Genomic DNA, 13,782 nt, shown 5'->3' with positions numbered 1-13,782 from the left:
AACTTCAGGGGCAAGATTAAGAATTTTACGGGTGAAAATTTTTGGGCGCGCGGTTATTTCGTATCAACAGTCGGGCTTGATGAAGAAATGGTGCGGAATTATATCCGCGAGCAAGAGCGTGAAGAAGATCGCTACGAGCAATTGACACTCTTTGGACAAATGAATCCGCCTTCAGGCGGTTCATGAACCCGCCCCTTTGAGGGGCTAACCGATATAAGCCCCCGGCTATGCCGGGGGGCATTTAACTTAATAACTTTCTAATTTATAAAGGCAAGTATAACACCCGCTTTTCAGACGATCTGACGCTAAGTTTAGGTCTACTTCAACTGGATAGAGTCATACCGAGTAAGGTATCCACGTTCGCAAACACAGCTTAGCGTACAGTACTTTGCTAATTCTGCTCTCCCTTATCGGGCTTCTTTTCCGTAGAGGAATTTCGAGGCGTTACTTTTGGACGAGTCCTTAATGTGCATCATCCGTATGCCATGCCGGCAGCATGTAAATGTCATGGGGCTTTAAACCCATCTTTTTCAATGTATCAATACTCGTTTTCTTGGTCATTTTGTGTAAATCGATCACGGTAATCGAGCCATCGTCCATTTCGGGCAGATTTAAAAAATTGTTCTGCACAAATGCGTATTTTTCATCAGGCGAAAAGACGACATGATGAGAGCCGGCGGCTGTGGGAATCGATTTCAATAAAACAGGTTTTGCTATGGATTGGCCGCTGATGTCGAAAATATTCAATGCGCCTGGCTTTGCGGTGGTGACGTATAACCGATCGTGTGCCCGGTTAAAGTAAATTTCTAAAGGAACGCCTTGCTGGATTTCCGAAAAATCATAAATGGGCTGAAAATCAAACGTATCACTAGTTGCCTGCCATGTCGCCCGCCATAATTTGCCCTCGAATAGGGTATTGATATAAGCCAGCGGTGGATTCGCATGCGGTACGAATACCGCCTCTACCGGGGCAGACCTTGAAGGGCTGGGTTGATCGGACAATTTATGCGTGGACAGCACCTTACCGCTCGTCGCTTCGATGACGGTGACGGTTTCACCCGGATCTTTCAGGTCGGACGGACGCACGGTGCTGGTAACGATTAGCCGATTGATATCTTCTTGCAGCCCAATGCCGTGCGGGTACCGAATGGAGGTGTCCTGGCCATTGGCGGCAATGACCTGTTTGACTTTATCTGTCTGCGCATCGCCGACGATCACATTGCTCGATCCCATGCAGGTGAGATACCAGGTTTTCTGGTCCGCGGTGAATGCCATGTCTTCGCCGACTTCACACTCAGGCACATCCAGTAATTTAACGGTGTACGGCGTACGCTTCATGTCGATCACGCGCAAGGCACCATTGCCCAAGGCGGTGATATAGGCCTTGCTTAAATCCTTGTTGTAAAAGAAATGATGGGAAACGGTATCAGGCGGTAGCGGCAGATCGGTTAAGATTTTGCTGAATTGCGGCGAATCAGGATCTACATCAAGGATCGCAATGCCTTCCCGGCGGGGCGTGCTGCCGGGTTTGCTGTCGTAGTTCACCATGGCCAATATTTCGGCATGGGCCATCGTCGAAGTAAGCAGCAACAGGCTGCACAGGGTCTTTACTATTGATTTCTGGATCATTGTCATGGCTCGAATTGAATGTCGAAATTTTAAAAATGCTCATTTGTAAACGGTTACAAACTCGCTATTTAACTCACTTAAACTTCCGCTGTTGCTGGCCGATGCCGATTTTCATCTGCGAAATTCGATTGCTCGAATCCCAGCTTTCTCAGCACTTCTTTTGACCGTCGCTTGGCCTGGGGCAATAGAGACGCCATAGGCTTCAAGAAAGCCCAAGTCATTTGGGAAATCTCTATCATTTCTGGGCGGCTAAGGCATCCTCGCTAAAAATGCCCGTCGATCCTGTCATTGGACATAGTCATTTCCTCCTGAAAATGGCGAAGAGTGGGGCGCTGCTTGTTTTTAAGATCATGCTTTAAACAAGCCTCCCAATAATTCGTCATAGCACTGTTTTAAAGGCACGGTGGAGTGTTCGATTTTCATGCGCAACAATGCCCCTTGCCAGGCATTTATCCAAAGATCTGCCATTTCCCGTGCGGATTTGTCGGCGCGAATCGAACCTTCCCTTTGAGCGCAACTTAAAGCGAGTTCCCAAGCATCAAGATAACAGTCTAACGCGGTTTTCAAGGCCATTCGGCAGACACCGCTGGTGTCACCGACCTCACCCATTAAATTTCCTAATAAACAGCCTCCCTTGAATTCGAGGGCTTCCAGTTCCCTCATTGTTTCTTGGACATAACGTTCCATGGCCCCGAGAGCATTGCCTTCGGATTGTTCCAGATAACTTTGCAACCGTTCCACATAGATCGCTATGTAGTGGGTGATTGACGCCGCTGCAAAGTCTTCTTTACTGCCAAAATAGCTGTAAAAAGAGCCTTTAGGAATTTGCACGGCATCAAGAATCTCTTTGAGGCCTGTCCCATGAAAGCCCTGGAGCATGAGCAAGGAGACGCCTTGATTGAGTAAATTTTCACGCTTGGTTTGTTTTTGAGTGAGCTTTTGCATGGGCACAATATACGACCGGTCGCCTATAATGTCAAAATAAATTAGACCGGTCGTCTTTTTATTCAGTCCGTTTATGGAGACCGAATCATGCTGGCCCCGGTCGCCTATCTCGAAGCCAAGGATGCCAGCCGGAATATTCACCGCGCCTATTCGATTGCCTATGGCCAAGACCTCTTCGGCAACTGGATCGGGCTTTGTTGCATAAATCCGCCATCATCCCCATTGTATAAGTAAATCCACTGAGCACAAACAGGAATGTCCAAGCCACTGCCACAGAAATACCGAACCATTAACTGGCGAGACTACAATCAATCCCTGAAGCAGCGTGGCTCGATGCTGCTATGGATTGATAAAGAGATGGATTGGTTGGCGCCTGGCAGCGGTAAACGAGGTCGAGAGGAGAAATTTTCCGACGCCGCCATCCAGTTTTGCCAGATGGTCAAGAATCTATTCGGATTGGCATTACGGCAAGCGTGCGGGATGGTTGCCAGTTTATTAAAGTTGTCCGGCCTGGATTGGCCGACGCCGGATTACACAACCCTTTGCCGTCGTCAGCAGCGTTTGCAAGTGTGTATTTCCTATCGCGCCAATCCTAATGGCCTGCATTTGTTGGTCTACAGCACGGGCGTGAAAATGGTGGGAGAAGGTGAATGGAAGGCCAAGAAGCATGGCGCCGAGTATCGTCGGCAATGGCGTAAAGTTCACTTGGGTATCGATAACCTAAAGGTCACAAGTGCCGAAACCCTCGAAATTCGGGCGATTGAAGTGACTTCGAATCGAGTCGGTGATGCCCAGGTTTTGCCCGATTTACTCGCTCAGATACCCGCCGATGAAATGATTGCATCTGTCAGTGGCGATGGCGCCTACGATACCAAGGGTAGCCACAAGGCCATTGCTGAGCGTCGTGCTGATGCTGTCATTCCCGTGCGCAAGAATGGCAAACCCTGGAAAGAAAATACGCTTGGCGCCAAAGTTCGAAATGACACCTTGCGTGCCACCCAAAGGTTAGGCCGAACTCTTTGGAAAAAATGGAGTGGTTATCATCGCCGCAGTTTGGTGGAAGCCAAAATGCGTTGTTTCAAACTCTTGGGAGAACGTGTCAAGGCGCGGCTCTTTAATAGCCAGGTCGCCGAATTACAAATTCGTGCGGCGCTGTTAAATCGGTTTACCCAGTTGGGGACGCCGATCACCGTGGCCATACCCTAAATTCGTCCAGCGATTTGGGTAAGGGAAGATTTACTTGCTACGGGATTTATGCAACAAAGCCGTATTGATGCCATGATGATCGTGCCTCACATTCAGTATTGCGAATATTTGTGAAAACACGTTAGCTTTTGGCAATGGAAAATCTAAGGGTAAAACCTAAGCCCTTGAATTTATATGGTGCTCGGGCCGGAGTCGAACCGGCACGGTGTTTCCACCGAGGGATTTTAAGTCTCTTAAAATCAATAATATACAAAACAGCGCAGCAAACAACAGCTAAACTATCAAAGACTTATGTATTTTTCATTGTTGTCATTTTTTATTGATTGTTATCTTTTTTTGCTGACAAGTGCCCCATCAGTGTCCCGGCAGAACGCACAAAAAAGCCGGGCCATCTCAGCATTTGCGGATTTCAGCAAAGTGAAACTCCCGGCTATCTCTCGCTAACTCTTCCAAATCAATGTGAAATGGCCGTGAGATGATTTTTCATATTTTCCAAGGGCATTAAAGCAAGCTGTCGAAAATAGCTATTCATCCATTTGGATAATGCTGCGCTCGGTCAAAACCTGGGCTTTGCTCCATTTATGGACTGCCATAATCCGGGGGAATTGGGTAACTGTTGCAATCTCCAAAATAGCGCTTAAGGGCTGCAAGGTGACTCAAAAAAACCAGTGATTTGCGTTAACCCTGAACAATTTATGGACTCCGAAAAAACGGCTATTTTCGCCCTTTTTGGGGTGGCGAAATCCGGTGATTTTTGTCACTGGAATGGTCCATTACAGAAAGCAATTTAACCAGCGCAATACCCGGCTGGTAGTGCCCCAGTCGAAGTTTTAGCTTTGACCAAAGTTCCGGCGGAATGTAGATTTCAAGCCGCTTGTAGCCTTGCTTGTACTTGGCTTCGCGGTACTTATTTTGAGCTGCGGCGTGGTATTTTCGCTTGTCTTGGTCAATCATTTTTTGGGTTTCCTTAAAGCATTTAGCGGTAACTTTCTTGGTAACTTTCGGTAACATTTCAGAGTAACTTTTGAGTGACATTGCCTGGTTGCGCAACTTTTAATAGCGCAACTTTCCAAGCTTGGAAACCCAAGCTTGATACCTCAAAATCCAACCTTGCTTGCGTGAGTCTTGGCTGCATGGCACTATTAACGCCTTAACTGAGGTAAATACAAAATGCTAAACTCATATTCATACAATAATGTTGACGATTCCCAAGCGCGTTCGCTGATTTCCGAATTGCTCCACGAATCCAGGCTTTACCGCAGCGGGCAGGATTATCAAGAAATGCTCGACTTTGTTGTACGCTTGCGCAATTTCGCGCCTTTCAATGCATTTTTATTACATACGCAAAAGCCGGGGCTACGTTTCGCGGCTTTCGCATCGGATTGGCGAAGGAGGTTCGAACGTACGGTCAAGGAAGGCGCCCGTCCTTTAGTCATCATGTGGCCGTTCTCGCCGGTCGCCTGGGTGTACGATGTCGAAGATACCGACGGTCCGGATTTACCGCGCGATATTGCCGAAGCATTTCGGGCGACAGGCCCAATAGATCAATACAGCATAAAATGGTTTATCCAATCGCTTGCCAAGCACGGAATAGAAACCTTGCAAGGCGAATACGGCGACGGCCTCGCAGGCTTCATTTGCAAGCCGGACAGCGTTACGACAGAAATTGTTAAACGCGTCGAAAAAACCAAAGAACCGAAAGCCGACAAAGAAAAATCGCATTACCGTATTCGCCTTAATCAAGCCCATTCACCAAGTCTGCGCTTCGCCACGCTGACGCATGAATTGGCGCATCTGTTTTTGGGGCATTTGGGCTATGACGGCTATTTGAAAATCACTGACCGGAGGAACATTGCCCATGAATTAAGGGAAATCGAAGCCGAATCGGTCTGCTATATCGTCTGCCGGCGTAACGGCGTCGAACCGGATTCCTGGAGGTATTTAGCGAATTTCAGGCAATGTGAAGAATTGCTGGCGCGGCTGGATTATTACCCTCTGCTGAAAGCAGCCGGAAGAATCGAAACGGTGCTCGAACTGGCGACGCATAGCCGGTTTTGAATGGCGGCTACTCATTGAAAACCGCTAAATACGCGGAAAACACAAAAACCCGATTACGGCTTTGCCCGGTCGCTTCCTCTAATACGCCATGTTTACACATGGCGGCTACCAAATCGTTTGCCGCTTTATAGCTGAGTCCGCATATTGTCTGAACCTGTTCAATGTTGCCAATCACCGGCTCCCTGAATAAGGCATTCAACAACGTTTGCGCGCTTGCTGCGCGGCGGCCGAATTGGGTTTGCAAATCCCGTTCTATGGTCGCTTTCAAGTCGAGAATTTTCGACAAAGTGCTCGCCGCCAGCGTAGCCGTCTGTTCAATGCCGACCAAAAAATACTTGAGCCATTGCAACATATCGCTTTTGTCACGCACCGCCATTAGATTGTCGTAATACAGGCCCCGGTTTTTTTCGAAATAACTGGAAAGGTACAGCAACGGCTTTTCCAGAATCCCTTCGCTGACCAGAAACAATGTAATCAACAAACGGCCAATGCGCCCATTGCCGTCCAAAAAGGGATGTATGGTCTCGAACTGATAATGGGCAATGGCGATACGGATCAAGGCCGGCACCTGAATATCGGGATTATGCAGAAAATTCTCCAAATCCCCCATCAACTCTTCCACATAGCGATGATGCGGCGGAATAAAGGTCGCGTCCGCCAGGCTATGCCCGCCTATCCAGTTCTGGCTTGCGCGGAACTCGCCGGGCAGCTTATGCGTGCCGCGCACATTATTCAGCAAAATGGCATGGGTTTTCTTAAGCAGCCTTGAGGAAAGCGGCAGAGCCTGCAATTCAGCGACGGCCTGATTCATCGCGGCGATATAGTTTTGTACCTCGCGCCAGTCATTACGGTGCTCCGGCAAAATGTCACGCTCCGGTAAGACGGCTTCATACATATTCGTCTGCGTGCCTTCGATGCGGCTCGAAACGACAGCCTCTTTGGTGACGTGCAGACGAATAAACAAATCGATATTGGGCACCAAGCGGGCGAATGAATTCAATTCCCCCAGCTTGACGGCGGCTTTTTCCAACAGCGTATTGACCTGCGACGTTTGCCAAATCCATTCGTCATTGATCTTCGAGGGTACGAAATAGCGGTATTCATAGCCTTTTTCGTGTTGGCCCGAACTGTATTGTTCAAGTTGGATGGTCATAGAGGTTTGCGAACCGAAAGTAACATAAGTGCGGCATTATTTTACTTTTAATGCAAAAAGTAAAACATAAAAACGATTATGTTACTTTGCTGCTTTTCAAGAACAAGACAACTCGGCAATTTGGTTTTTGCAACTCCGTCGGCAAGGCTTCGGTTTCTTAGGGCAGTTGCTGACTTTTAATGAATCCGCTCTCAAAAGATTAGTTTGGCAAACCGCCCAGGATCGCGGCTTCAATTTCTTCGGCGGAACGGGTTTTCAGCGTTTCGGCTTTTTGCCGGGCAGTGGCCGCTTGCTGGCGGGCTTTGGTAATGACATTCATCAAATCCCGCTGGATTTTGATTGGCGGTAACGGAACTTCGTAGTTGGCGATCATTTCTGCGTTAAGGTTTGGCTGATTGTTGCCGCTCGCCAGTGCTCGTATGCGGTCGTATTCGCCCATCAGATAAAACCACAGAAAATCGGTCTCAATTCGTGAGTCAAAATTAGAAAGTACGCAACAGGCTTGGTTAGTTGCCGCTTCGATGCCGAGCTTTGCTGTTCTTCCCCTTGTTGCGCCTTGCCCGTACATGGCAATTATCAGGCTACCAGCGGGATAAAGTTTGGCAGAGCTGTTCTCCAAGGCTGATGGTGTAACCTTTTCTTCCGTCTCAAAAATAATCTCGTTACGAACCTCCGTTGTTTTCACCCAAGGGATATGGCCGCCATCGTAGTATGCCGCGACTTTGCGCGATGGCGTCCCGCCGCTGCCAATCCGACATATTTCTTTGATTTTTAATGTTGGATACATGAAAACAAGCGAGCGGTTCTTGGTATTCCTACACATGTCCACGCCCCAGCGTTCAAATTCGCTCCATTGGACTGCAAACGCCTTGCGCGGCTTGATTTCATCTGGCGCAACCAAACCTAAGCCATGCAGGAACTCCCGTCCAGCGTCTTTTTCGATTTGCTCGGCCAAAGCTAATGCTTCCACTGACGCTAACCGCGCATCCCGCCATTTTTTTACGATGGTGCGTTGTACGCCGAGCGGCGGAAGCGGAATTTCCACGTCCATAAGTTGAGACGGTTGCACACGTTTACGGCCACTTGCACCGCTAATCATGGCGTTGATAGTTTGGCGAAAAAACTGAGTACGGAAAAGCAAGGTGACGTATTCAGCTAATGCGATATTTTCTCGAATTCGATAAATGGGAAATTCGCTGGTAAAAGCAGCTAAAGGAATCGTTTCTGGAACTATACCGATAGCTCCATTACGGACATCGATTTTGGAATACACAATATCGCCAGCTTCTGCGAGATAGAGCTTTCCCTTGATTTCTGAAGGCGTAGTATCACGTGGTTCCATCGATCCATCGAAACGCAAAGTCACTAGATGCATGTGGGCGAAATTCGCTTTTTGACGATCAATTTCAACTTGCCTGTTTTCAAGGGCAATGGATAGTGGACGAATGTAATCTGTCGGCCATTTCCACTTTTGAACGGCAAATCCCGCTGCGCTCCATCGCTCCATATCCACGAACCACACCGCCAAGCCCCGCACACCATTTTCGGCGGCGGGGCTTAGACGAAAAAAGGCGTGGGGTCTTTCCTGAATTCCCGGAAAAGCTCGACCGCCGTCTTATCAATGCCGGCGGGCAGGCGTTCGTTCGGATAGAGTTCGTTGGCGTCCACCTCGCCGGTGGCGCTGATGCCGACTTTTTCCGCTTCGTAGAGGAACACCGGATAGTTGAAGCGCTGCTTCAACAGCGCCCGCGCCTGTTGCGCGATGCGCGTTTGCAGTTCCTTGAGCTTGGCAGCGGCTTCCGCCTTCTCCGCCTTCAACTGGGCGTTGGCGGCGTCCACTTGCGCTTGCAGGCGCTTTTTTTCGTCCGGTGGCAGCTTCTTGTCGCTGCTGAAATCGCTTAGTTTATGGCGCGGTTTGTCCGCAATCGCTTTGAGTGCAGCTTTTTCATCGGCATATTGCGCTTCCACTTCGGCCAGCGCGGCCTGTTGTTTGGCGTCGAAATCGGCCTTTTCTTGCGTATTGAATTTTTGCAGGAACAGCAGCGACGCCTTGACGCTCGCGCCGGAAGACATGAAGGTTTCCTGCGGCAAGCTGAGAACCGCACGGACAAAGGCGCGGTCTTCGACGAATTCACGCACGTAGGTCAGCGACGGGTTGTTGAAAATGCCTTCCGGCAACACGATGCCGAGCCGCCCGCCAGGCTTGAGCAAATCGAGGCAGCGTTCGATGAACAGGATTTCGGTCTTGATCTTGCTGGTTTCTGCCTTCGGCAATTTGAACAGGCTGGCGATAGGTTTACCTTTTGCGGCCTGGACGCGAGCTTGGGCTTGGTCGTAGGCTGAGCCGTACGCCTTGCGGTATTGCTCGGCGATTTCCTCCGGCACGGTGACTTGCGCTTCTTCCACATGGTCGGTGCCTTCGACGTTGGCGCCGAACGGTGGATTGGTCAAGATGATGTCGAAGCGGCCTTCGAAAATGCCGTTGACGTTGATGAAGCCGTTTTGATGATGCACGCCTCCGTGGCCGTCACCGTGCATGATCATGTTCATTTTGCTGGTGCGCGCCATGCGCTCGTTAGCGTCGGTGCCGTAAATGCAGCGGTTGGCGAGTTTCCATAGGCGCGTATCTTTTATGTGCTGATCCAGCTCAACCTGGATGAGAGCATATTTTTTCCGCAACGCATCGGCTTTTTCTTCCGGCGTTTGCTCGCCGGCGTCGATGGCGGCCTTGAATTCTTGGTATTCGCGGTCGGCGTCGGCATAAATTTGCTGGCGGACCAGTTCAAAAAAGCGGATCAGGAAACCGCCGGAACCGGAAGCCGGATCGCAAACAATGTCGCCTTCCTTGGGTTCCATCATCTGGATCATGAATTCGACGATCGGGCGCGGGGTAAAGAACTGCCCGATTTCTCCCCGGAAAGTGCGCCCCAGAAAGCGCTCAAAAGCAATGCCTTTGATGTCTTCGCTGGTATCGGAAAGATTGTATTTTTCCAGTTCTTCGACGATAGCACGGGAAGTATTGAACTTCAGAGCGATACGGTCGTCATTGGTGAAAATCCGGTCGGCCTTGAATTCGCGCTTAGTCTGGTCGAATAAGACGTTCATCGGGTCGTCGTGAACAACCTTTTGTTCGTCGAGGAAGTCGGCGGTAAACAAGTTCTTGCGCTGCTTACCAGATTTTAAGCGGCGTTCTACGCCAGTCTTGACGAAAAGGATTTTGGCGATTTCATCGAACGCCGCGGCTGGGTCGAGATGTTCGCGGTTGCGGATGATGTTGTGGCACTTGTGCAGCAGGTCGGCGAATTCGTCTTCCTTGAATACTTTCAGTTTTTCAATCAGTTCCTTGATTTCTTTATCCGAAGCATCGGCATGAGGAATATTTTGGATTTCCTCAATATAACCGGGCATACGATCCTTGCGCACGCGCCAGAATTTAGTTTCGCGCCGGTTGTGAGTAACGAAAAACGGCGCGTCCGTGAGCCGCGCGTAATTCTCGCCCTGGCTGTAGTCGCGCCCGGAAATGGTGACGTTGTCCGCCTTGCATTCGACGATAATGAACGGCGCTTTCTGGTCGGCCTTATCTTGGGCGGTGCGCCAAATCACGAAATCGGCGCGCGCTTGGCCCGAGCCGCGCCCCGTGACTTCAAGTTCTTCGCCGATTTGCTCGATGGCAAAGCCGTATTCGTTTAGCAGCACGCCAAGGTATTCTTGACGTACACCTTCTTCGGGCGTTTCCACCAACCATTTTTGACGGACATGGCTGAAAATTTTTCCTTCTTTGCGTCGTATGCTTAGGGTCATTATTTTAGTTGAATGCTAATTTGGGTCAGTGGATATAGAATTTTGTTAATTTAATTATTTTAACCGTTGTCCTTCCTCCGTTGTGTCAAAATACCTGAAGAGGCAAGTGCCAGAAGTGCCGGAATAGCTTTCTGTCACTTCTGGCACTTACTATTTAGGCTGTTTTTGGTTTTAACGCGGCGGGATTAATCCAATATTCCGGCAACGGCGTTTGGCCGATTTCGGCTTTTTTACGAATTTTTCTTAACCAGTCTTCGTCTTCCAAAACAGCGCAAGCTGCTTCGGTTTTTGCCCTGTCGTCCAGCATTTGCCAGTGCTTGCGGTACACGTCGCGGGCGGTAAATGGATTGGGCAATTTACCATCCTTGATGTGTCCTGCCAGGATCGCCGCCGCTTCCCGTTCCGGCGCCATGCACATGCCGTAAATGCGCCGGGCGTGGCTTTCCAAATAGCCGCACCATTGCACAGCAAGCGTTACCGCTTGCTCGGTGACCATTCCCGAAGCCTTTCCATCGGCACATTCGATCAGGTGGAAAATCAGCGCCAAGGACGGCATTAGGCTGCGATACTTTCCCAAATGCTCGCACATCAACGGGTTTTCTTCGGTGGGCAAGCGGTTCAACTGCAAATCGCTGAGCCATGCGTTAAACACGGCTTGCGCGGCAGCATCGAAGCGGAAATACGGCTTGGCGTCATGTTCGCCTTGCAGCGCGCCGTATTGCTTAAAATCTGCATCCGCCAGGGTGCGCAAGATGTCAATGACGCGATTTTTTTCTTCCTGGTGGGGATATTTATCGATCAATTCCCATTTGTTCGGTTCGTCCGGCCAGACCGCCAATTGTAGCCGCTGCATCAATCCGTCATTGCCGCCGTTGAAGGTCTGCGCCAGATAGCGTTTGAGCTTGTCCGGCTGTATGCCGCCCAGCACTGAAATGCAGATATTCGGCGCTTCGGTCAGTCCGCGCCCTATTTTGAAATCGGTGTAACTGCCGTTGCCGTTCCAGCCTTCGAGAAAGTAGGCGCGTTCGTCCTGATAGTCTTCTCTTTCCCAGCGGACCAGCAAGCCGGTCAATTCGTCGCGGAACGTTAAAATGCCGCGCGGGTTTTGCGCCTGTAATACGGTCTGGCTTTGGACGCTGGTTTCATTGGTTTTGAATAAACGCCGCACGGGTTCCGGTTCGGCATTTGCCGTCAATTCCAGATAATCGACCTTGAGCTTTGCCATGTCGGTGGGGTCTACCACTTTATCCCTGCCTTTACCTTTGGCTTTGCCGGCGATTTGTCCTTTCAAGTCGTCCAGCATGGCTTTATTCGCTAAAGCGTTAAATTCATGTTCGGCCTTGGCTTGCTCAAAGGCTTTGCCGGCTTCTGCTTGCAAGCGGTCAAGCATTTGCAAGGGTTCTTTCATGCTGGGGGTTTTCAGCACCACCGAAGGCCGGCCGATACATGCGCCCCATAAGTTTGGAACTACTTCCCAATCGTCCTTTTGTTTCGGCCGAATACCGCACCCCGCACCGATCACCGATCCGGTGATAACCAACGCGGTCACAGCGGCAAAATCCAACGGGGACTGCATCCGGTGGGCAACGTCGTCAAGCCAAGGCGCGTAGGCAGTCGGCAGCAGTTCGCGGCGAAGTTCTTGCACAGGCTTTAACGGCACTTCCAGCACTGACAATTCCGGCCAGTCGCTGGCACTGCTAGCGGGTTTCAGCCAGTCTTGCGGCACAGGCTCGGCGGTTTTCAGCAATTCCTTGAGTTCATCGCGCAAGCCACTAACCGCGATTTCAGGAACGGCGCTGTAACCGTCCCAATCGTCCAGCCACATTTGCAACCAGTCGATAATGTCGCCGCCTTCGGCTATTTCCGGCAGACGCAATATCTTGATTTCGGGCGGATTATCCAGTGCCAGAAGTGCCTGAACGACATTCCGCGCATAATGCTCGCCGGGTTCATCTTTGTCAGGTATCAAGCAGACCGTTTTGATACCGTTCAACGGCGTCCAATCGGCATTATCAGCGGCGTTCGCACCGCCAGGCGAGGTAACCGCAGTAATGCGCAGACTATGCGCCGCCGCTACACATTTTTCACCTTCAAAAATGAAAGCGACTTCGTCTTTTGGATGCTTCGCCAGTTTTTCAAGCCCGAATAAGGGCCGGTTATGTTCAGAATGACCAGCCAGGTAACCCGAGCCGTTACACTTGAAGAATGGAACCACGTCTTTTTTATCGCTGCCTTGCTGATAGCGTCCAACGTAGCCTAGAACCTCACCATTTGCGGCGCGGTATGTCCATTGATGCACCAGCGGCTTACCGTTATAGCTCAAAGGCAATGCAGTCATGATAACCCCCAATCCCGTGATAGTTGCGCCAACGCATCTTTGAAACTCAAATCATAAACCAAGCGCGTAAACGCAATGATGTCCCTGCCGGCATGGCCGCAAGCAAAGCACTTGAACGCGCCTGTTGTTGTGTTGATACGAAAGCTTCCCGGCTTTGTATCGGTATGAAATGGGCAAAGTCCGCCGTCTATCCAGCCACGGCGGCCTTGTTTATGCAATTCGCCCAACACTGAGCGGTAAAAGTCCAGAGGGTTAATGCTGTTTTTGATATAATCTGAATTGAGCTTTGTAATAGGCTTTGCGCCTGAAAACCCCGCCCGGATTGCCGCCGGCGCGGGGTTTTGTTGTTTTTTGTGGGTCATTATTTGTCCCCGTTTTGTTTTGCAATGCAATTGAAGAATTCGGCTTCGTCTATCAGCACGCGACGACCGACACGTTTGAAGGCGGTTGCGAAGCCGTTGGTTTCCGCATTGAAAATCAAATGGCGCAAGCCGCCGATGGGCGGCCAGGAATGGTGGTTGTTCCATTCCGGCACGGGGATCAGGCGGGATGAAGGTTGTTTTTGCTGGGTTTCGGCTTGGTTTACGGAATTCATAATTCACCTAAATTAAACATGGTTCGCCGCTGTTTTTGGCGGCTTGCGGTGAATTAT

At 50.1% G+C, this 13,782-nt stretch carries 12 protein-coding genes; 3 read left to right on the top strand and 9 right to left on the bottom strand.

The window, feature by feature from the left end; all coding sequences use genetic code 11:
* A partial coding sequence (locus tag U2W12_RS02025; protein WP_326499001.1) for a transposase occupies positions 1-186 on the top strand: 186 nt, incomplete at its 5' end.
* A gap of 276 nt (positions 187-462) precedes the next feature.
* Here U2W12_RS02025 and U2W12_RS02020 read toward each other — a convergent pair.
* Together U2W12_RS02020 and U2W12_RS02015 are read right to left on the bottom strand one after the other, a co-directional pair.
* On the bottom strand, positions 463-1,629 hold the full coding sequence (locus U2W12_RS02020) for a YncE family protein (RefSeq protein ID WP_326499000.1): 1,167 nt from the start codon (positions 1,627-1,629) through the stop codon (positions 463-465).
* Between the two features lie 348 nt (positions 1,630-1,977).
* Positions 1,978-2,742, bottom strand: a complete 765-nt coding sequence (locus tag U2W12_RS02015; RefSeq protein ID WP_326498999.1) for a TetR family transcriptional regulator C-terminal domain-containing protein — start codon at positions 2,740-2,742, stop codon at positions 1,978-1,980.
* A gap of 87 nt (positions 2,743-2,829) precedes the next feature.
* Between U2W12_RS02015 and U2W12_RS02010 the strand changes: the two genes are divergently transcribed.
* Positions 2,830-3,780 carry an IS5 family transposase gene (locus tag U2W12_RS02010; protein WP_326498998.1) on the top strand — a complete coding sequence of 317 codons (951 nt, stop codon included), beginning with the start codon at positions 2,830-2,832 and terminating at the stop codon, positions 3,778-3,780.
* Positions 3,781-4,494: 714 nt separating this feature from the next.
* On the opposite strand, the gene U2W12_RS02005 is transcribed toward U2W12_RS02010, so the two are convergent.
* Positions 4,495-4,734: a hypothetical protein gene (locus tag U2W12_RS02005; protein ID WP_326498997.1), complete on the bottom strand. Its 240-nt coding sequence runs from the start codon at positions 4,732-4,734 to the stop codon at positions 4,495-4,497.
* A gap of 216 nt (positions 4,735-4,950) precedes the next feature.
* Between U2W12_RS02005 and U2W12_RS02000 the strand changes: the two genes are divergently transcribed.
* Positions 4,951-5,838, top strand: coding sequence for an ImmA/IrrE family metallo-endopeptidase (locus U2W12_RS02000; RefSeq protein ID WP_326498996.1), 888 nt, complete (start codon positions 4,951-4,953; stop codon positions 5,836-5,838).
* 7 nt (positions 5,839-5,845) lie between these two features.
* On the opposite strand, the gene U2W12_RS01995 is transcribed toward U2W12_RS02000, so the two are convergent.
* The 6 genes from U2W12_RS01995 to U2W12_RS01970 all read right to left on the bottom strand — a co-directional run bounded on the left by U2W12_RS01995 (position 5,846) and on the right by U2W12_RS01970 (position 13,725).
* A complete protein-coding gene (locus U2W12_RS01995) occupies positions 5,846-6,991 on the bottom strand; it encodes a Fic family protein (RefSeq protein ID WP_326498995.1) in 1,146 nt (381 codons plus the stop codon).
* A 199-nt stretch (positions 6,992-7,190) separates the two neighbouring features.
* Positions 7,191-8,513: a restriction endonuclease subunit S gene (locus U2W12_RS01990; RefSeq protein WP_326499002.1), complete on the bottom strand. Its 1,323-nt coding sequence runs from the start codon at positions 8,511-8,513 to the stop codon at positions 7,191-7,193.
* A gap of 35 nt (positions 8,514-8,548) precedes the next feature.
* Positions 8,549-10,792, bottom strand: coding sequence for an N-6 DNA methylase (locus U2W12_RS01985; RefSeq protein WP_326498994.1), 2,244 nt, complete (start codon positions 10,790-10,792; stop codon positions 8,549-8,551).
* 154 nt (positions 10,793-10,946) lie between these two features.
* A complete protein-coding gene (locus U2W12_RS01980; RefSeq protein ID WP_326498993.1) occupies positions 10,947-13,130 on the bottom strand; it encodes a DUF3987 domain-containing protein in 2,184 nt (727 codons plus the stop codon).
* Complete coding sequence (locus tag U2W12_RS01975) at positions 13,127-13,492, bottom strand: CHC2 zinc finger domain-containing protein (RefSeq protein WP_326498992.1); 366 nt, start codon at positions 13,490-13,492, stop codon at positions 13,127-13,129. The genes U2W12_RS01980 and U2W12_RS01975 overlap by 4 nt, the downstream gene beginning before the upstream one ends.
* Entirely contained in the window at positions 13,492-13,725 is a 234-nt protein-coding gene (locus U2W12_RS01970; RefSeq protein WP_326498991.1) for a hypothetical protein, read from the bottom strand. Before U2W12_RS01970 ends, U2W12_RS01975 begins: the two co-directional genes overlap by 1 nt.
* Between the last annotated feature and the right edge of the window lie 57 nt (positions 13,726-13,782).

Source organism: Methylomicrobium sp. Wu6 (assembly GCF_035916875.1).
Taxonomy (GTDB): domain Bacteria; phylum Pseudomonadota; class Gammaproteobacteria; order Methylococcales; family Methylomonadaceae; genus Methylomicrobium.
This window is presented reverse-complemented; position numbering and strand designations above follow the sequence as displayed.